The 19,831-nt window shown below is 70.5% G+C and carries 14 protein-coding genes and 1 pseudogene; 6 read left to right on the top strand and 9 right to left on the bottom strand.

The annotated features are described in order from the left end of the window. Window positions 1-2 precede the first annotated feature (2 nt). The 5 genes and pseudogenes from ADK64_RS26785 to ADK64_RS26765 form a co-directional block, all read right to left on the bottom strand. Window positions 3-599 (bottom strand): hypothetical protein, encoded by a 597-nt coding sequence (locus ADK64_RS26785; RefSeq protein ID WP_063789951.1) that lies wholly within the window; start codon window positions 597-599, stop codon window positions 3-5. A 1,243-nt stretch (window positions 600-1,842) separates the two neighbouring features. Next, window positions 1,843-5,697 carry an AAA family ATPase gene (locus tag ADK64_RS26775; protein ID WP_053662778.1) on the bottom strand — a complete coding sequence of 1,285 codons (3,855 nt, stop codon included), beginning with the start codon at window positions 5,695-5,697 and terminating at the stop codon, window positions 1,843-1,845. Beyond that, window positions 5,694-6,113 carry a hypothetical protein gene (locus tag ADK64_RS46130; RefSeq protein WP_053662775.1) on the bottom strand — a complete coding sequence of 140 codons (420 nt, stop codon included), beginning with the start codon at window positions 6,111-6,113 and terminating at the stop codon, window positions 5,694-5,696. The genes ADK64_RS26775 and ADK64_RS46130 overlap by 4 nt, the downstream gene beginning before the upstream one ends. 215 nt (window positions 6,114-6,328) lie before the next feature. Beyond that, window positions 6,329-6,567, bottom strand: a pseudogene (locus tag ADK64_RS47540) (GntR family transcriptional regulator); the annotation flags it as partial. A 120-nt stretch (window positions 6,568-6,687) separates the two neighbouring features. Continuing rightward, entirely contained in the window at window positions 6,688-7,713 is a 1,026-nt protein-coding gene (locus ADK64_RS26765; protein WP_234384709.1) for a L,D-transpeptidase, read from the bottom strand. Window positions 7,714-8,242: 529 nt separating this feature from the next. On the opposite strand from ADK64_RS26765, the gene ADK64_RS26760 reads away from it, so the two are divergent. Continuing rightward, window positions 8,243-9,502 (top strand): protein kinase domain-containing protein, encoded by a 1,260-nt coding sequence (locus tag ADK64_RS26760; protein WP_107093087.1) that lies wholly within the window; start codon window positions 8,243-8,245, stop codon window positions 9,500-9,502. A gap of 164 nt (window positions 9,503-9,666) precedes the next feature. Here ADK64_RS26760 and ADK64_RS26755 read toward each other — a convergent pair whose 3' ends face one another. Continuing rightward, complete coding sequence (locus ADK64_RS26755; protein WP_078992845.1) at window positions 9,667-10,722, bottom strand: ScbA/BarX family gamma-butyrolactone biosynthesis protein; 1,056 nt, start codon at window positions 10,720-10,722, stop codon at window positions 9,667-9,669. A 92-nt stretch (window positions 10,723-10,814) separates the two neighbouring features. On the opposite strand from ADK64_RS26755, the gene ADK64_RS26750 reads away from it, so the two are divergent. The 4 genes from ADK64_RS26750 (at window position 10,815) to ADK64_RS26735 (ending at window position 13,988) form a co-directional block, all read left to right on the top strand. Beyond that, window positions 10,815-11,444, top strand: a complete 630-nt coding sequence (locus ADK64_RS26750; RefSeq protein WP_053662770.1) for a ScbR family autoregulator-binding transcription factor — start codon at window positions 10,815-10,817, stop codon at window positions 11,442-11,444. Further along, window positions 11,441-12,304, top strand: coding sequence for an NAD(P)H-binding protein (locus ADK64_RS26745; protein WP_053662768.1), 864 nt, complete (start codon window positions 11,441-11,443; stop codon window positions 12,302-12,304). The genes ADK64_RS26750 and ADK64_RS26745 overlap by 4 nt, the downstream gene beginning before the upstream one ends. 159 nt (window positions 12,305-12,463) lie before the next feature. Further along, a complete protein-coding gene (locus ADK64_RS26740; protein WP_053662766.1) occupies window positions 12,464-13,231 on the top strand; it encodes an SDR family NAD(P)-dependent oxidoreductase in 768 nt (255 codons plus the stop codon). Between the two features lie 178 nt (window positions 13,232-13,409). After that, window positions 13,410-13,988, top strand: coding sequence for a TetR/AcrR family transcriptional regulator (locus tag ADK64_RS26735; RefSeq protein ID WP_078992843.1), 579 nt, complete (start codon window positions 13,410-13,412; stop codon window positions 13,986-13,988). 77 nt (window positions 13,989-14,065) lie between these two features. Here the strand turns inward: ADK64_RS26735 and ADK64_RS26730 are convergent, their stop codons facing one another. Continuing rightward, window positions 14,066-15,190: a transposase gene (locus ADK64_RS26730; RefSeq protein WP_053662764.1), complete on the bottom strand. Its 1,125-nt coding sequence runs from the start codon at window positions 15,188-15,190 to the stop codon at window positions 14,066-14,068. A gap of 937 nt (window positions 15,191-16,127) precedes the next feature. Here ADK64_RS26730 and ADK64_RS26725 point away from each other — a divergent pair. Further along, on the top strand, window positions 16,128-16,655 hold the full coding sequence (locus tag ADK64_RS26725) for a MarR family winged helix-turn-helix transcriptional regulator (RefSeq protein WP_053662762.1): 528 nt from the start codon (window positions 16,128-16,130) through the stop codon (window positions 16,653-16,655). A gap of 66 nt (window positions 16,656-16,721) precedes the next feature. Here the strand turns inward: ADK64_RS26725 and ADK64_RS26720 are convergent, their stop codons facing one another. Together ADK64_RS26720 and ADK64_RS26715 are read right to left on the bottom strand one after the other, a co-directional pair. Continuing rightward, entirely contained in the window at window positions 16,722-18,254 is a 1,533-nt protein-coding gene (locus ADK64_RS26720) for an FAD-dependent monooxygenase (protein ID WP_063789950.1), read from the bottom strand. Then, window positions 18,251-19,819: an FAD-binding oxidoreductase gene (locus ADK64_RS26715; protein ID WP_053662759.1), complete on the bottom strand. Its 1,569-nt coding sequence runs from the start codon at window positions 19,817-19,819 to the stop codon at window positions 18,251-18,253. The genes ADK64_RS26720 and ADK64_RS26715 overlap by 4 nt, the downstream gene beginning before the upstream one ends. Window positions 19,820-19,831 lie beyond the last annotated feature (12 nt).

Below are 19,831 nucleotides of genomic sequence, written 5' to 3'. Positions count from 1 at the left end.
GATCAGTCGTCCCAGCCGCCGTCGCCGCCACCGTCGCCTCGGCCTCCCTCGCCTCGGCCGCCGCCGTCATGGTCGCAGTCCACGCGGAAGCTGGCCACGCTGCCGTCCTTGATGTGGATGCCCTTGGTGCGGAGGTGGTCGACGCCGAAGCTGTCGCTGTGGGGGCCGACGGTGGCGATGGGGGCACCGTTGTCGCAGACGGCTCCGCGGAAGACCTCCACACGCTTGTGGCTGTCATTGCGGACGTTGAGGGTCCTGGCGCCCAGGCCGCTGACGACGGTGATGCAGTCGCCGGGGTGGGCGGAGTAGGACCGCTCGTTGATCAGGATCCGGCCTTCCTCCCTGTGGCCTCGGCCCTCCTCGCGACGGCCTTCGTTGCCCTTGCCTTCGTTGCCCTTGCCCTGCCCTTCGTTGTTGTTGTTGCCCTGTCCGGAGTTGCCGCCGAGGGGTGCCTGCGGGGCGGTGGCCGGGGCGACGGCCGCCGGGGCCGCCTGGGGCGCCGGGGCGGAGGCCGCCGAGGCGTAGGTGATGCCGGTGACGGCGAGTGCCGCGGCGGCTCCGGCGGAGGCGGTGACCATGGTGGAACGAGCGAGCTTCATGTCGCTTCTCCCGTCTTGTATCTCGAAGATGCCGGCTCGTCAGCCGACTGCGATCAAACGTACTCACAGCTGTCATATCGGTCATATCGAAGATTCGAGACGGGGAGCCGATCGGGGTATATGTGGCGCTGTCTTCCTCTCGGCCGGGATGTGAAGTGCCCAGAGAAAAAAGGCAGATTGAATGACTATTAGGCCTTCCGGATGATCTACTGACGCCTGCTCACCCCATGGCCACCGCGTGTCGCTGCGAAATCCCCGCGCCGATCCGTGTTACGGGGTCGGCTGTTCCGAAGGCGTCCTGGCGTGAGGTCGCCCGGTGGCGATGAGGCGGATGTCCCGGGGGCCGGTGCGCCGCTGCGCTGGATCTGTGCCATGACGCACGCCCTGACCTGGGTCTTTGCCGGGCGGCCTCGAAGAGTTCCTTGGTGATGAGGCGGGTCGTGCGCGGGTTCGTTGGACCCGATCCACTGGTCGCCGGGGTTGTGGGGGTTGAGGAGGCGGGCGACGGCCTCCTCGCGCATGGCGGCGACGTACGGGGTGCGGTGTCGGGTTCCCAAGCTCCGGATGTGCGCTGACCTGGGCGTTCGCTACGTGACGCGAGCTTCGGGGTGGGCGTTCGTCTTCGGCGCCTGGGGCGCGCTCTTGAGGAGCTCGATGCCGTCGGCGGTGAAACCGCGTCGAACGCTTCGGTGCAGCGGCGGTCGCGGTCGCGTAGCGGTAGCGCAAGCCTGAGGCCCGGTCGCACGGGAACTCGCGCCATGCGGCGGCTGCGTTGGGGCTCCGGCGGGGTGCCGGGCCGAGGCCGGCGCTGCGCAGGACGCTGCGGACGGAGGATGCGCCGACGCGGTGGCCGAGGCGGCGCGGCTCACCTTGAGCGCGGGGGTGGCCCCAGGTGGGGTGCTCGCGGGCCAGGCGGTGACCGGACGGTGTCTGCGCTGGTGGGACGGCAGGTGCCGGCCGAGGGCCGCGCGCATGGCGGGGTCCGGCCGGGGAAGGCGCGGCCGTACGCCGGGCCGTCGGCGCAGCACCGCGTTCTCGTGGCGCGAGCAGTTCGCCTTCCTCGCCTGATCAGAGCCTGGATGTGACCTCTGGCGTTCCACGGTCTGCGCCGATCCCCCGTGACGTTGCCGGGCAGGGCTTTTCGGACGGTGCACGTGCTGTGTGTCGCGGTCGTCCCCATCTGACGTATGCACAGGTCATCGGTGGTCTGGTCAGGGTCTTCGACCGTCCCGGCAGGGGAGCGTCACGGGCACGGTGGGGCGTAGGGGAGCTGGGGGATGTACTTGTGCCACTGCCGGGGTGTGAGGACGTTGCGGGTGGTGGAGCAGATCCACTGGGCGGCGTGCTCGGCGTTCAGGTCCCACAGCCTGATCACACCGTCGTCCCCGGCGCTGACCAGGCGGCCGTCGCGGTTGAACGCTACCGACTCGACGGCGCTGTAGGCCCCGGTCAGGGGTTGGCCCAGGGCCTGCGCGCGGGCCGGGTCGGTGACGTCCCACAGCCGGACCGTGCTGTCGCCGCCGCCACTGGCCAGGCGGCGGCCGTCACGGCTGAAGGCCACCGACAGGACGGAGCTGGTGTGGCCGGTCAGGGGCTGGCCGAGCCGTTCCGCGTGGGCCGGGTCGGTGACGTTCCACAGCCGGATCGTGCTGTCGTAGCCGGCGCCGGCGAGGATGCGGCCGTCGGGGCTGAACGCCACCGCGAGGACGAGGCCGGTGTGGCCGGTCAGAGGGCTACCGAGTGGCACGGGGCTCGCCGGGTCGGTGACGTTCCACAGCCGGATGGTCTTGTCCGAGCTGCCACTGGCCAGGGTGTGGCCGTCGGGGCTGAACCGCACCGAGGTCACGGCGCCGGTGTGACCGCTCAGGGGCTGACCGAACGGGACCGGGTCCGCCGGGTCGGTCAGGTTCCAGAGCTGTATCAGTCCGTCCAGGCCCGCAACGGCCAGGGTGCGGCCGTCCGGGCTGAACGTCACGGACATGACCCGGCCCATGCCCGTGAGCAGTTGCCGGCCCAGGACTGTGGTGCGGGCCGGGTCGGTCGTGTTCCACAGCTTCACCGTGCCGTCGGCGCTGCCGCCCGCGAGGATGTGGCCGTCGGGGCTGAACGCCAACGACGAGATCGTCGCGGGGGCGTCGACGGTCAGGGGGCGGCCGAGCGTGGAAGGACGGGCCGGGTCGGTGACGTTCCACAGCCTGAGCTTCCGGTCGGCGCTGCCGCTGGCCAGCGTGTGCCCGTCCGGGCTGAACGCGAGGGACGCGATCGAGCGGCTGTAGGAGGTGATCAGCCGGGGAGGGAAGGACCACACCCGCACCGTGTTGTCGGCACTGCCGCTGACCAGGGTGTGGCCGTTGTGGCTGAAGCCCAGCGCGAGAACCGCTCCCGTGTGGCCGACCAGCTCCCCACCGCGCGCCACGGGGTCGTCCGGGAAGGCCACGTTCCACAGCTTGATCGAGCCGTCGTAGCCGGCGCTGGCCAGCGTCTGCCCGCTCTGGCTGAAGGTCACCGACGTGATGCCTCCGGTGTGTCCGAGGAGTTGGCCCAGCATGACGGTGTGCGCGGGATCGACCACGTTCCACAGCCGGACCCGGTTGTCGCCACCGCCACTGGCCAGGGTGTGTCCGTCGGGGCTGAAGGCCACCGTCGCGATCAGGCTGGCGCCGTGGCCGTACAGCGGACGGCCCAGAGCCGACGCGTGGGCCGGGTCGGCCACGTTCCACAGCCGCACCGAGTGATCGAAGCTGCCGCTGGCCAGCACCCGCCCGTCGGCGCGGAAGGCCACCGACGTGACCAGGTCGGTGTGGCCGACGAGAGGGCGTCCCAGGAGCACCGGGCGCGCGGGATCGGCCATGCTCCACAGCCTGATCGTCTTGTCGGCGCTGCCGCTGGCCAGCACCCGTCCGTCCGGGCTGAACGCCACCGCCCCGACCGTGTTGGTGTGGCCGGTCAGAGGCTGTCCCAGGGCCACGGGGCGGGCGGGATCGGTGACGTTCCACAGTCGGATGGTCGCGTCGTTGCCGCCCGCCGCCAAGATGCGGCCGTCCGGACTGAACGCCACGGATTCGGTGATGTCGGCGTGCACGGGCAGCGGTTGGCCCAGGGCCACCGGGTGGGTGGGGTCGGTGATGTTCCAGAGCCTGACCGCGTTGCCGTTGCCGCCGGTGGCCATGGTGCGCCCGTCGGCCGTGATCGCCACCGAGACGACGGCCCCGATGCCCGAGGACACGGGCGTGGACAGCGTCGTCGAGGCGTTGGTGATGAGATGTGCGTAAAGATCCGGTTTCGGGTGCATCCGGTAGGCGACCAGGTCGAGTTGGGCAGCGAGCGATGAATCGGTGCCCCGCAGCCGGTCCGCTTCCGCGGTGATCTGGCTGAAGATCGCGGTGTCCCGCTCGGTCAGCGCCTCGCCGCGTTGCTGAAAGGCGAACACGGCGGCCGTGGAGGCCAGGAGAAAGAGGGTGACCAGGACGGCGGTGATCCCGCGGCGGATCCGGGTGGCGCGCTTGGCGCGGCCGGTCGAGGCGGTGAGGAACGCCCGCGTCACCTGGTCCACGTCCCCCGAATTCGTGATGCTCGCCGCCGCGGTCTCCAACCGGCCTCCCCGGTACAGGAGATCGTTGTCGTGTCCGGCCCGCTCCCAGGAGAAGGCGGCATCGCGCAGTTCCTGACGTACGACGTTGCCGATCCGGTCGTCGTTGATCCATCCCTTGAGCCGCGGCCACACGCGCAGCAGCACCTCGTGCGTGATGGCGACGGTGTCCCGGTCCTGGGTGAGGAGCCGGGCCCCGGTGAATGCGTCGAGGACCGTCCGCGCCGCCTGCGGATCGGCCTCCGAACGCAGCAGGTCGGCCCGCAGCACCCGTCGTCTGGAGTGTTCGGAGCCCTCGGTGACCGTCACCAGACGCAGGAAGACACTCTTCGTGGCCTCCTCGGCCGGCCCCAGCTGCGCGAAGGCCCGCTCGGCAGTGTCCGCCACCGCGTGTTCGATCCCCTGGGTCGCCTGGTACCCGCGGATGGTCAGCCGGCCGTCGTCGCGCTGCATCCATGTGGCGCGCAGCGCGTGAGCCAGCAGCGGCAACCGCCCGGCCTCGTAGTCCTCGGGGTACTCGGCGCTCCCGTCCCGGCCGCCGGTCTCGGTGCCTGATACGCCGAGGTCCCGTAACAGCACCTCAACCAAGCCCGGTTCGACCTCAAGACCGACCTGGTGCGCGGGGAGCTCGATCGCGTCCCGCAGTTCGGACCGTGACATCGGGCCCAGGAAGACCTGGTTGCGCTCCACCGCGGTGCGCAGCCACGGATGGTCGGCACAGGGCCCGTAGAAATCGGCCCGCAGCCCCAGGACGACCAGACCGACCGGCTCATGCCCGTCCCCCGGATCAGCCAGCCACGCCAGCTCCTCGACGAAGGCCCGCCGCTCCTCCTCGTCCTCGCACTGGGTGAAGATCTCCTCGAGCTGGTCCACGATCACGACGACCCGCGAGTCGGGGGCGGCCGCGTTCCGGCCGAGGGACCGCCGGAGCGCCGACCGGCGGACGTCCCTGTCCGCCGCACGCCAGTCCAACGGCTCGGCGGCGTCCCCCCGGGGGCCGCTCAGCATGGCGAAGTGCGCGGTCAGGGCCCTCATCGGGCTGTGGGTGGGGGTGAACACCAGACGCTGCCAGTGCCGCGAACCCGCGGCGGGCAGGTCGCCACGCTCGATCGCGGGCAGCAGGCCGGCCCGCAGGAGCGAGGACTTGCCCGCGCCCGAGGGCGCGACGACCACCAGCGGGGTGCGGTCGGCGACGCTGCCGTCCAGGCGCGTGGTCAGGTCGGCGATCAGCTCTTCCCTGCCGAAGTACCAGTCGGCCTGTTCGAGGCCGAACGGCTCCAGGCCGGGATAGGGGCAGTCCTCGTCCGCCGTCGGTCTGCCGACCCGGTGGATGTGGCCCTGATCCATGACGAAGGTGGCACGGAGATCACGGACTTCCACGATGTACTGGTCGCCGGCCGCCTGGAAGACACGTGCCTCGTCCGACGCCTCGGCATACAGGAAGGCCTGCCCGTCAGGCCCGTCACCTGCCGGATCCCGACGGGGTGCCGGCCCGTCCCCGACGCTCAACGTTCGGTGATGTGCTGGTCGCGGCCGGCCTGGTAGACACGGCTGCTGTCCGTCGCGTGGGCCTCCAGATGGAGGTTTCCGCCCACGGCCTGAGCGCCGGACGCGGCCTCCCAGTCGGCGAGGACCGCTCGGAGTGCTGGTTCGGCGTCCTGGTGCGACGCCAGTAACTCGCCGACCCGGCGTCCCCATTCCACACGCAGTGCTTCTTCGTCGATCCGTATCCCGGACCGCCTGGCGGCCACGACGGCGACGCGCGCCGCATCGAGCTCGTCCGCCATGGCGACGGCGTTCGCGGGGCGGAACTGCTGCCACAGCCGTACGGCCTTGTCCCGGGCCTGCTGCCAGCCGTCCGTGACCATGAGCGTCACCAGGGTGCTTCCGGCGGTACTCGACAGAGCGACGAGCTGCGGATCCATATCTGCCCCGTTGTCCGGTCTTCGTGGAGCACGTCGTGTGCAGACGCCAGAATGCGAACGTACGGCCTCTCGACTGTAATTCAAGTGGCCCCTGATGACGCGTGGCCGGCGGCGCGAACACCGCATCTCCTTCTTGTGAAGGCATCAGGCTCGCCATCCGGTCCACCACACCTGCCCGGCCTGGGGCCCTCTCCCCGGCGCCGGCGCCGATGCCGAGCCGCCGCGGGCACCTTGGCCTCGGTCCCGCTCTCCCGGTCCCCTTGCCTGCCCACGGCCTTCGTGTCCGCCCGGAACGGCGACCCGTCGGGCCGCTCACGCGCGGACGGACGGACCGCCCGTACCCGGTGCCGGGCTCGGCGACGTACGTGCCCGAACCGGCGCGCCCTTCCAGCACATGAGCGCGTGCGAGGCCGCCATCGCCGGTGAGAAGGGCGGCGGCCCGATGCACGCACAGCCGCCGGGAGCGACGGTCACCTGGTTCCCGTCAGACAACGACGACGGTGAGACGGTCCGGGCACGGCTGCTCCCGGGAGAGGTGCCGCCGTGCCCCGCCCTCATGCAGGGACCCGCGGGATCAGGAGGCGTGGGTCGTCGTCTGACCGGTGCCGCTGTTCTGGAGCCACTGGGACCAGGACAGGTTGAAGTCCGCGTAGCCGTTGTCGCCCGCCGCCTTGCCGCGGGGCGAGCCGGTGATGGTTATCGGGTCGCCCTGCTTGATGAAGTCGTAGAACCACTTGGCGTCGGACAGCGAAAGGTGTACGCAGCCGTGCGAGCCTTCGCCGTGGCCGGGTTGCGGGTCGCCGCTGGAGTAGTGGACGTAGGTGCCGGAGGTAGTGAGGTGAACGTCCCAGGGGAGAGTCAGGTCGTAGTAGTTCGGGTCGCCCTTGGTGCAGCTGATGCCGACGCTGCAGGAGGTCATGCGGACCTTGGCCTCCTTGTCGATGACCGCCATGGTGCCGTCCCAGGAGGGGAAGACCGTGCTGCCCGCGTCGATGGGGAGGGTCTTCACGACCGTGCCGTCGTGCGTGACCTGCATGGTGTGGCCCGTCACCGACACCTTGGCCTCGTTGTCGTCACTGATGGTGAAGGCGTGACGGTAACCGTGCGTTCCGTACCGGCCGTTGCCGTCGGTGACGCCGGTCAGCTCGGCGTCGACGGTGACCTTGGTGCCCGGCTTCCAGTAGGTCTCCGGACGGAAGTCGACGCGTGTACCGCTGAACCAGTGCCACGCGCCGGTGGTCGGAACCGACGTCGTGATCTTGAGGGCTTTCTCGATCGTGGCGCGTGCGGAGGCGGCGACCGGCCGGCTGAAGACCACCGACACCGGCATAGCCACACCGACGGTGGTGCCGCTCTGCGGGGTGATGGACTCCAGGAGCATCGGCGGCCCTGCCGGCCTGCTCGGCTTGGGGCTGGCGCCGGCCTTCGCCGCGGCCGCTGAGGCCGCCTTGCCGTTGGACGTGCCCGCCGAATGGGCAGTGGTGCCGCACGCGCTCGTCGTCGCGAGCACCGCGCCGGACACCAGCGCGATCCCGATGCCGGTCCTGACCCGGCTCGTGGTCGTGTGCCTCTTCCCCCACAGCTGTGCGTGCCTGCGCAAAACATCGCTCCTTGCGTTGTCGCCGGAGCGCCGCGACGCAAAGGCCGCGCGCTCCCCCCATTACCTTCTTCGTGGCCCCATCACCGGGTCCCCTCACGTGTCAAACATCTGATCACACAGTCCAGACCGATCCATCACCGGTTCGTCCTGACTGTGTAACCGTGATGCCGGGACGAGCACGCCGCACGCCGGTGCAGCCCCCGTTCCGGCCCGCCGAGCACCTGCTTCGCTGACGGGTCGGCGCGGCGCCGCACAGAACCCGGAACCATGGGCTCCGGCATCCGGTTCACCACCGGCCGGGGCAGCGCGACCTCCCGCACGGCCCCGCACCCGCCCCGAGGCCCGAGCCGCCACCCGCACATCCACGCTGAACTGCGCAAGCACGGACGTGGGTTTCGGCTCGGGTCGCGTCGACGGCTGACCCCGACCACTGCCGGGACGCCCCACAGGGCCGGCCCCGGATCACAGAGTTCCCACAAGAACCGCCCCTACGGTGCCTCGGCGGAAGTCGGCAACGAGGGGGAGCACCGTGGATCGTTCACGTCATCTGGGCGGACGCTACCGGCTGGAACAGGTCCTGGGCCGAGGGGGGATGGCCGAGGTATGGCTGGCTTACGACGTGTTGCTGTTCCGCCCGGTCGCCGTGAAGACGCTCCGGCCGGAACTGGCGGCTGATGCCGAACACTGGGCGCGTTTCCGCCGTGAGGTCGTCTCGGCGGCCCTGTTGGGCCACCCGTCCGTCGTCGCCGTCTACGACGCGGGCGAGGACACGGTCGACGGCCATCTGGTCCCGTACCTCGTGATGGAGTACGTCCAGGGCGCCACGCTGCTCCAATTCGTGCGCGAGGCACGGATCACCGGACCCGAGCACGCCCTGGAGCTCACGGCCGGCGTACTGGAGGCGCTCGATCACGCGCACCGCCACGGCATCGTCCACCGGGACATCAAACCGGCGAACGTCATGCTCTCCCGCGAGGGCACCGTGAAGGTGACGGATTTCGGCATCGCCCGCTCGGTGGACCGGGCCGGTACGACCCTCACCCGCACCTCGGTGGTGGTGGGCACGCCCGAGTACCTCTCGCCGGAACAGGCCCGGGGCGAGCAGGTGGACTTCCGCACCGACCTGTACTCGACCGGCTGTCTGCTGTACGAACTGCTCACCCGCCGGCCCCCGTTCACCGGTGACACCCCGCTCGCCGTGGCCATGAAGCACCTCTCGGAACCACCGGTGCCCCCCTCCGCCCACACCCCGCAGCTGCCTGCCGCCTACGACACCCTGGTGCTGCGCGCGCTGGCCAAGGACCGTGCGGACCGGTACCAGACCGCCGAAGAGATGCGCGACGCCATCGGGAAGGTACTGGCAGGCCGTGCCACGGCGGTCACCTCGGCGCCGGCGGCTCCGCCTGCGACGGTGCGGCACACCCAGCCAACGCCGTCCGGGGATCCCGGGAAAGAACGCCCCGTGCGCCGACGGCGCATCCGCCGGCCACTCCAGGCGATGGCGCTGCTGCTGGTGGCCGCCGCGGGCACCTACGTGATCACCGAATGCGACACCCCTGCGCGTCCCCGGGTCGCGGCACCCTCGCTGATCGGCGAGTCGATGACCGAAGCCCGATCGAGCGCCCAGGCGGTCGGCGTACGCGTCCAGCCCGTCCGACACCGAGCGTGCCCTCGTCCCGGCACGCCCGTCGGCCGAGTATGTGAGCAGACACCCTCGCCCGGCAGCCAGGTGTCACGTCACGCCATCCTGCGGGTCACCCTGTCTCCCGGCACGCCTCAGCAGGGGTAGCGCTTCCCTTGCGCCGCCACGACCGTGGCGTCAGTGGTCAGCACACCCCTCGGACACTCGTGGCAACGATGCGCAAGCGAGGGTCTCGACCCGACGGTCGCGGTCCTCGTCGCGTTGTCGCAGGTGATCGTGGCGCCCAGGGCCTCCTGCCCTCGGCATGTCGATCAGCCGACCCCGCAACCGGCCGCAGCCGCGTAACCGACGAGACCTACGGCTTCCCGGCCGGCGTCGGACGAGGAGTGGGGCGCGTCGGTCCCGTGCGGAGGTTCAAGCGGTCCGAGCGGGCGGGGGGATCCGGCCGTCCGGGCCGGGACGGCCTCGATCGTGACCTCACCGCTCAGGCCGGTCCCGTGTTCCTGTTCTATGACGGCCCGCAGCACGTTGTGGCGCAGGGGCTTGACCGAGATCCAGGCTGCGGCGTCCAGTTCCACCCAGTTCTCGAAGGACACGGACATCCCCGTCACCATGCTGTTCGTGGCGGAGCAAGTCGCGTGGGCGGCCTGGCGCAGGGCTTCCAGGAGAAGCATGCCGGGCGCGTGGTCGACAGGGTGGTCGAACAGGACGGCGTGGTCCGTGTCGGCGCGCAGCTGCCATCGGTCGGAGCGTTCGGTGCTCGCAAGTACCACGTTCTCGGGCAGGCAGTGTCCGACAGTGGCGGGCAGCACGGCCGGCGGGAGCGGAGAAGCCCCGTGGTGCTTTTCGGCGAGATCCCGTCTGCCGCGTAGCCGCCGGTAGACGGCGGGGGAGTGGTTGGTGAAGCGGGTGCGGGCGTTCCCGATGCGGCGTCCGTTCAGGCTGGCGGCCGCGTCCATGGTCATCGAGACCAGGCAGCCCTTTCGGGTCCGGACGTCCGTGCACGTGATCTCCAGGACGACGTCGGCCGGGGCGCGCGGGACCAGCATGGCCCATGGCGCGACCTCGAAACTGAAGTCGTCCCAGACTAAATGGCTACCGAAGGGCACGCCGTAGGCGACGTGAGAGAGCAGCGGGAACGTCTGGCGAACCGTTTCGACGAAGAGCAGAGGGTCGAAGCGTCGGTTGCGAGGCCAGTAGAAGGTGTGGAAGCCGGGCCACCGGGCGTGGACGGTGTGCCGGTCGTCGTCGTGAGTGGTCCAGCCGGTGAGCAGCACCTCTTCGGACGCAAGCTTGTGGACGAGTTCCTGAGGAACCCTTTCGGTCAGTCGCGGTCCGTCGTGTCCGAGACCGCAAGAGTTCGACATGCCGGCCCTTTCCCCCTGATCGGATGGCCTGCTTGGCAGCGGTACCGCTAACATAAAGTACGTTATCTATGTCTGTCGAGGAGTGGTTGAGAGTGCCAACTGTCAAGGCGGAGAGAGCCGCTCGGACGAGACAGAGGATCCTGCTGGCGGCGGCTGAGGTCTTCGACGAGGCCGGCTACGAGAGGGCGGCGGTGACCCAGATCGTGGAACGGGCGGGGCTCACCCTTGGCGCGCTCTACTTCCACTTCGGCTCGAAGCAGGGCCTGGCCGAAGCGTTGATGAACGCCCAGCCGGCGACGATAGAACCCCACCTCGAGTCCACGGGGTTGCAGCGTGTGGTCGACATCACTCTGGTGTGGGCGGACCGTATGAAACGGGATCCGATCCTGCGGGCCGGAGTCCGCCTCGCCGTCGAACAGGGCAGCCACGGCATGAACGACGCCACCTCCTTCGAGGAATGGCGGGCGCTCATGCGCAGCCACCTCGACGTGGCCCGAGCGGGCGGTGAACTCCGTGCGTCCGTCAGTCCCGACCGGGTGGCCCGTTTCGTCGTCGGCGCCTGTACCGGCATGCAGGTCTACGCGCACCTCGCCACCAAGCGAGCCGACCTCATGGAACGCGTCAGCGACATGTGGGAACTACTGTTGCCCGGTGTCGCTGCCGATTCGATGCTGCACGACATCCAGATCGATCCCGAGCGCATCCCCGACACAGGACCGTGAACGCAACCACATCCCGGCACATCGTCCTCACCGGAGCCACCGGCCAGATCGCCCCGCTGGTGGTTCGGCATCTCGCGGCCCACCACCGCGTCACCCTTACGAGTCGCACGCCTCGCGCCACCACGCAGCGTCCCGGCGTCACCCACGTCGCCTGTGACTACGACGCTCCCGAGAGCCTCGTCGCCGCATTTCGCGGCGCCGACGCCCTCTTCGTCGTGACGAACGAACCCACCCGCCCCGAACACGACCGGAACATAGTGCGGGCGGCCGTCGACGCCTCGGTGGGGCACATCGTCAAACTCTCCGCGGCGGCGGTGCACGACAGCGCGGCGCACGACCTCGTCACCACGTGGCAGCGGAGCAACGAGGAGCGGATCAAGAAAAGCGGCATCCCGTGGACCATGATCCAGCCACGTTCGTTCATGTCACATGCCCTGGCCTGGGCGTCGAGCATCCGAAGCCGCGGTGCCACCTACGCGTTGCACCCTCACAGCCGTAACGCGTGCATCGCACCGGAGGACGTCGCGCAGGCGGCTGCCCGGGTCCTGGGCGATGCCGAGCACCATTTCCAGTCCTACCAGCTCACGGGCCCTCAGCCGCTCTCGGCCCACGAACAGTCCGCCGTCCTGGCCGAACTGCTGGAGCGGCCCCTCGTCTGCCGGGCGCTGTCCCGTGCGGAGGCGCACGCGCGCTACTCGCGCCGGTACTCGCCGACGATGGCGGACGCTCTGCTCGCAAGCGCCGAGCGGCAGTTGGCCGGTGCCAAGGCTCGGACCACGGACACGGTCGAGCGACTCACGGGGAGGCCCACGACCACCTTCGCCGCGTGGGCGGCCGACCATATGGACCGCTTCGCATGAGACCGGTGAGACGAGCAGGAGGAATGAGATCCAGCCACGGCTCGGCTTGCCAGCCGAAGCCCTTCGCGTGACGATCTTCGTTCCAGGTACGCCAGACACACCGAAGCGCTGCACTCTCCCCCGGGCAGGGGAGGAGCGGTGCCTGCATGAAGGAGACCCATGTCCGTACGAGGCCTGCTGCACGGCAAGACGGTACTGATCACCGGAGCGAGCAGTGGCATCGGTGCGGCGGCGGCACAGCTCTTCGCCCAGGAGGAGGCCCGCGTGGTGCTGACCGCCCGCCGTGCGGACCGGCTGCTCGAGATCGTGGACAAGATCGGCGCAGCAGGTGGTCAGGCCACCGCCGTGGTGGCCGACGTCACCCGCGCCGAGGACATGCGTGCGGCCGTGCGGACGGCACTGGAGACGTTCGGCAGCCTCGACGCCGCCTTCAACAACGCGGGGTGGACCTCCACCGGAACCCCGATGCACCTGATGGGCGACGACGAGTACGAGCGCATCATGGACGTCAATGCCCGCGGCGTGTGGAACGCGATGCGGGCCCAGATAGCCGTGATGCTCGAACACGGCGGCGGCTCCATCGTGAACACCTCGAGCGTCGCCGGAGTCCGCGCGACCGGCGCCTCTGCCCCCTACATAGCCGCCAAGCATGCCGTCATCGGCCTGAGCCGGGCCGCGGCCGACGAGTACGTGAAGCAGCACATCCGCGTCAACGCGCTGGTCGTCGGCAGCACCCGGACCGAGCTGATGGACGAGGTACTCTCCCACACCCCCTCGCTCTTCAAGCCTTTCACCGAGCGCGCCATCCAACAGCGTCTGGCGGACCCCGTCGAGATCGCTCAGACGGCCGCCTGGCTCTGCTCCGACCGAGCGTCGTTCACCACGGGCGCCGTCATCCCGGTCGACGGAGGATGGACCGCCCGGTAGCGGCTCGCCCTGCGCCAGTGGCCCGCGCTCAGCCGGTGGACTTGCCCAGAAAGTTGCCAACTCCCGCTGTTCTCATGCTCGTTGACCTGCGTTCGCCGTAGGGTCATACCGCCCGTCGAGCTACTGCCACGGGCCCGCGCCGCCCGCGGCCGGTCGTCGTGATCATCGAGGCCCCACCATGAAGAACAGAGAGAAAGCCGCCAGAACCCGCGCGAACCTCGTCCTGGCAGCTGCACACCACTTCGACCGGTACGGCTACGTCGGCACGGTGCTCAACTCCGTCTGCGCCGAAGCAGGCGTCACGCTGGGGGCCCTCACGTTCCATTTCCACTCCAAGGCGGAACTGGCGTCGGCCGTGGTGGAGGAAGGCGTCGGTGAACTGCAACGCATCCGCGCGGCACGCTCCGACACCGGTCACCCCCTCCATGACCTCTCCGTCCTCGTGCTCCAGGTGGCGACAGCACTGCGGAACAACGTGCTCACCCGGGCCGCTACGCGCCTGGTCGAGGAGGGCCACGTCGACTCCGGCTGGCCCAGCACCTGGCGCGCGGAGGTCCTGCGGCTGCTGGAGCGGGCCTCCGACAACGGTGAACTGGCCGACGACGTACGGCCGACCACCGCCGTGTATCTCATCCTGCACGCGGTGGAGGGGGCCACGAGAGAAGCCAGGAGCGCAGCCGAGGGCGTCCCGGTGGCTCCTGACTTCGCCGAGGTCTGGCGCGCCGTACTGCGCGGCCTGGCCGCGGACGTGCGCTGAGTACGCCGGGCCGGCGGGCGTCGCTGGGCATACGGCCGTTGGCGGGCCGGCCGGGCGCCGCCCTCGTGTCTGCGCTGTCAGGAGTGGTCGGCGCGGACCTGGGCGTAGGTGTAGGCGGCGGACACCAAGGTGGTGTGGCGATGCCAGCCGGGGAACGACCGGCCCTCGAAGTCCTGCAGCCCGAAGTCCGCGCTCAGGGTGTCGACCACGCTCTCCGCGAGCCGCGACTGTCGCATCAGCGGCAGCAAATCGGGCAGCGGTCGGTCGACCAGGTTCGTCAGCCACGTCCGTGCCGGACCGTTCGGCCTTCGCTGAGCCAGCAACCGCAGCCGGACACGTTCCGTCGCGGGACCGGGAAGGGTCACCGGGAGGCCGAGGACGTGCTGCCGCTCTCCTTCGTCCGCGGTCCCGTGCTCCGTGAGCAGCTCCCGTACGGTGAGTGCCGGTGAGTTGGCCGGCTGGGATGTCACACGCTGGACGTGCACGGTGTCGGGGACTTCGACCACGAAGGGCTGCTCGCTCCGCTCCAGGTGAGCGAGGAAGGACTCGCGGTCCGGCAGCCAGGACAGTTCGGCCGTGACGGGGACCTGTCGGTCAGGAGACCACGAGGCGACGCGTCGCAGGAGTTCGGTGGCCTGCGACCACAGGGGCCCGCAGACCTCCTCCGGCACCCGCACCTTGGACCGCAGTGGGGAGTCCGCCGCCCACTCGTGAGGGATGTACAGGTTCCAGTCGAGCGGCAGCGGGCCGTGTTCGCCCGTGGCCAGCACGACCATCCCGAGCTGGCAGTTCGACACCCGACGGAGCAGGGGGTTGAACCTTCGGTGGACTCCGGCGGAGTGCTCGCCCCGCTTGGGGATGAAAGCGGGGACCAGCGTCCAGGCCGTCACCGTCGGGCTGGTCCGCTGCACCCAGCGCAGCAGACCCTGACGTACCGCCAGCCAGTCCCAGGGGCTGGCGTTCACGAATTGGTGCATGGCCTGCGAGGCCGTGGGGGAGTCGCTGACGGATTCCGCCAGCCGCCGCACCGACTTCTTGCCCGGTGTCTGCAGCAGTGCCCTGATGTACTGCTGCGCCCACTTGCGCTGGTCCGCCCGTGGCAGACAGTCGAAGACCGTCTCGACGAAGGGCGGGAGCCGGGTGAGCCGGGGTTCCCCGCCTTCGGCGAACGGTCTTGGCGTCGACTCGTACAGCAGTGTCATCGGAACCCGTCCCTCCCACATGACTCTTGGCCGCTGTCCCCGATGCGCGCGCGGACGACCTCGCCACCGGAGACGGGGGATTTCCGGTGGCGAGGTCCCCCAAGCATAAATAGCGCTATTTATGTTTGTCCACACAGAGGGAAACGTGAGGCGACTTGGCCAAGTCCAGCGGTGCGAATCGACTCAAAGGCCGCAAGTGGCAGGTGGCGGCCGTGTCATGACGCCCCATGGCCTCCCCGGTGGGGCTCCTGGCTGGAGTGGGCGGGCGGTGTCGCTGGTCCGTCGCCCGGGACCTGCCCCCTATGGCGTTTGGGGTGATTCGCACCTCCGGACTTGGTCAAGTCGCATCACGTCTCCCTCGACATCAGACATAAATAGCGCTATTTATGCTTGGCTCGGTCCTGGAATCCGCCATCCACGTGCAGAGCACGCGCTCGGTGCCTTCGGACCTCGCGGCCGGGCGCGACCACCCGACCGCACGCCACCACACCGAGTGCGCGAGGAGAAGGGTCTGCCCCTCCGGTTCATCTGTGTGTATGCGGTCTGAACAAGAGGGGAGAACGGCAGTGGCGTTGACCGGACGAAGAGAGACGACAGCACTTCGCCTCGCATGAGTGAATGACATACGAAACGGGGGTTTTCAGTGACGGCTTCGATCAGCACCGCCGATTCACCGCGCGGCGAGGGTGAGGATGCCGCGCACATCCGCGCGTCGGCCGAGGCAGAGACCGAGGTGCGGTTCTTCGATGGCACTGAGCGGGACGTCTTCGTCCATGCCGGCCAAGTGAACATCGAGCACCGTCGGCAATCGGCCAAGAACCATCGCTCAGCCACCGCTGAGCGCATCATGACCGGCCATCCACACGATGCTGGCCGGGCTTCTCACCGCCGTCCTGGACACCGGTAGACCACCAGCAGAGGACTGACGGGAACACTCATGAACGCACCGGTAGACCGCTCAGGCCGGCACCGAACCCTCCCCACCACCTCCTCGCCGTCCGCCCAGACCGTCGCGCCCGGCGGCATCTTCGGACGGCTGATGTCCATCACACAGGCCCACCAGGACGTGCTGATCAGCCTGTGCGCGCAGTACGGACTGCGCAGCTACGACGTGGAAGTGCTCGCCCTGCTGCGCCACTGCGCCGAGGGCGAGGGCATGTCGGCCAGCAGACTGGCCCGCGGGGTGAACCTCACCTCCGGCGGCATCACCGCACGCATCGACCGCCTGGAGCGGGCCGGGCTCGTGGTGCGCTGTCAGGAGCCGCGGGACCGGCGAGCCCTGCGCGTCCTGCTCACCGAGGAGGGCCGGGCCATGGCCGACCGCCTCGCGGCCGAGACCGCACGCGTCCAGCGCGCCGCCCTCCAGTACGTCCCGCACCAGCGGCTGAGCGTCCTGGAAGACCTGCTCGGCGACCTGGAGCGGGGCATCCAGGCGTCCCAGGCCAAGATGGGGCGCAGGGCCTGAGACACGACTGTTCGCCGTTGCGGCACTCCGCGTGCCGCAACGGCGAACCCTTGTCCGCGAGCCTGTTCAGACCTCGACGCGGTCGCGTACGGGCCCGAACCAGCCCTCCAGCGCCCCCTGGAGCCCCTTCTCGTCGACGGCCCCGGCCGCCCGCCAGGCGATATAGCCGTCGGGGCGGCACACGAGGACGTTCCACGGCACCGGCGCGCCCATGTCCAGACGCAGCTCGGCCGAGTCGGGCTCAGGGTCGACGCGCAGCGTCGACACCCGCTCGCCCCAGCGGGCCGTCACCGGCTCCAGCGCGTCGGCGACCTCGGGCCGCAGCAGGACCAGAGGCCGCCCCGGCGTGAGGAGTTCGGCCACCGTCCGTACGCCCTCGGGCGTGCGCAGCGCCAGATTCGGCAGGAACCGCCCCACCACCCGGTCCGTCGTGCCCTCGGGCGTATACGAGACGCCCTGGCCGCTGATGACGTCGGCGGCCTCGCGGTTGACGCCCGTGTGCCGGAACATGCGGGCGGTGAACTCGCGCAGATGGTCGTTCTCGGGCCCCGGCCGCATCACGGCCGCCTGGACCCGGGTGTTGGCGACGACGGCCTCGGCGACGGGCCTGCGTTCGGCGTCGTAGGTGTCCAGCAGCCGCGCGTCCGCGTTCCCGCGGGCGACCAGGGCCAGCTTCCAGCCGAGGTTGTAGGCGTCCTGGAGACCGGTGTTGAGGCCCTGGCCGCCGAGCGGGGCGTGCACATGCGCGGCGTCGCCCGCCAACAGCACCCGGCCCGTGCGGTAGTGGTCGGCGACGCGCGTGAAGTCGCTGAAGCGGTCCAGATAGGCCGGGTCGTCGAGGGCGGCGGGCCGACCGAGGATGTGCGAGAGGGTGCTCTGGAGCTCCTCCGGCGTGGCGGGGGAGCCGCGCTCGGGCAGCGGCAGCCGGAAGTCGTGCGTGATGATGCGGCTGTGGCCCACGGGGTTCACATTGGCGAGCAGCCAGCCCTCGGCGGTACGCGTCCAGCCGGGCGGCACGGCGTACGGGTCGCGCAGCCGCACCAGGCCCACGATCGCGGCGAACGTCGCCTCGTGGGTCGTGCACGTGAACCCGGTCGCGCGCCGCACGTCGCTGCGCGCGCCGTCGCAGCCCACCAGATGGCCGGCGGTCAGCTCGTACGGGCCCTCGGGCCCCTCGATGCTCGCCGTCACCCCGTCCGGGTCCTGCCGCAGGCCGGTGAAACGGTGGCCGCGCCGGATCTCGGCGCCCAGCTCCCGGGCGCGCATCTCGAAGACCTGCTCCAGGGCGGCCTGCGGCTGCCCGTGAATGGGCGGACCCTCGGCGGTCGGCGCGGCGATCCGCAGGATCGGCTCGCCGCCGAAGTGGAACGACGTCTCCTGCTCCGTCTCCAGGCTGCCGCGGTCGCGCAGCCGCAGATAGCCGCGGCGCAGCAGCGACTGGACGCTGCGCGCGTGCAGGGTGCCCGCGCGGGGCGTGTCCTGGGTGTGCGGGTGGGGCTCGACGACCACGACGTCGACGCCCCATCCGCCGAGTTCGGCGGCGAGCAGCATCCCGACAGGGCCGCCGCCCGCGATGAGCACAGGGGTTCGCTGGGTCATGAGGGGAGTCCGATCGACTGGGCGTGCCGGAACCGGTCGCCCGGGTCCCACTGCGCTTTGGCTGCCTGGAGCCGCGGGTAGTTGTCCTTGAAGTAGAGCGTGGTCCACGGGACGCCCGAGGCGTTGTGCCCGGGGTCGCTCAGGTCGGCGTCCGGGTAGTTGATGTACGCGCCGTCCGAGCGCGGCCCCGGCACGGGCACCCCGCCGGTGTCCGCGTACACGCCGCGGTACAGCTCCCGTACCCGGGCCACGTTGGCCGCGTCGTCCTCGGGATCGGTCCAGAATGCCTGGTAGAGCAGCTTGTACGCGGAGTCGCGCTGGGCGACCGCCGTGCTGCCGGGGGCGGTGGCGGCGATCTCGCCGCCGTAGGACATGGCCACGAGCATGAGCTGCGGATTGGGGCTCTCGCCGGGGGAGACGCGGGTGAGGTGCGTGTGCACCGTGTGCAGCTGCTCCTCGGTCAGGGCGGTGCGCGCGTACGCGGACTTGTGCTTGCCGCGCAGCGTCGGGTCGTTGAGGACCGGGGTGTTGGTGCCGATGTAGCGGGCGGCGGTGAGCCACGGCAGCCGCTTGGGGCGCACCAGTTCGGGCATCGGGCCGAACTCTCCGACGGGGTGGTGGACAGGCTGCGGCCGCACGCCCGCGGAGTCGGCGATCCGGTCGAGATAGCCGTCGAGGAGCTTCTCGGCGCCGGGCACGGTGGCGTCGACCTGGGTGAGCATGCCGACCGTGCCGCCTGCGCGGTGGTTGAGCATCAGCAGGCTGCCCAGGGCGGATTCGGGGGAGCCCGGGGCGGCGTGCTCCTCGTGCCAGGCCCCGTACGCGCCGAGGAGTCCGGCGAAGCCCTTCGGGGTCAGCTGGTCCCAGGGCAGTGCCACCGCGCTCACCAGCACCTCGGCGGGGGGCTCGGGCAGCGCGTCGGCGGGTGCCGGCCCCCGGGCCGTACGGCTGCGGAAGAGATAGCGTGTCACGATGCCGAGGCTGCCGCCGCCCCCGCCCGTGTGCGCCCACCACAGGTCGCCGAGCGCCCCGGTGTCCTCGCGGGTCGCCACGACCGCGCGGGCCCGGCCCGCCGCGTCCACGACGACGACCTCGACGCCGTAGAGGTGGTCGACGACCAGGCCGAGAGAGCGGGACAGCAGGCCGTAGCCGCCGCCCGCCACATGCCCGCCCGCGCCGACCGTGGCGCACACCCCGCCCGGCACGGTCACGCCCCAGCCCAGGAAGAGGGCCTCGTAGACATCGAGCAGCCGGGCCCCGGGGCCGACCGAGAAGGCGCGGTGCTCCTCGTCGTACACGACGGCGTTCATCGCGGACATGTCGAGCAGCGCCTCGACGCCGGGGTGGAAGACGAAGTCCTCGAAGCAGTGTCCGCCGCTGCGCACCGACAGGCGGGCGTCCGCGTCCACCGCGTCCTGGACCGCCGCGACGGTCTCGGCGGTGGTGCGGGGGAGCCGGATCCGGTCGGGGGCGGCCCGCCAGCGCTGGTTGACGCCGCTGGTGAGCACCGCGTAGCGGGGGTCGTCCGGCCGTACGGTCGGCGCTGCTTGTCTGCCTTGCTCCATCGTCGTCTGCTC

Source organism: Streptomyces sp. MMG1121 (assembly GCF_001280015.1).
GTDB lineage: Bacteria > Actinomycetota > Actinomycetes > Streptomycetales > Streptomycetaceae > Streptomyces.
Note: the sequence above shows the minus strand (reverse complement) of the source record. Positions and strands in the feature narration are given on the sequence as shown.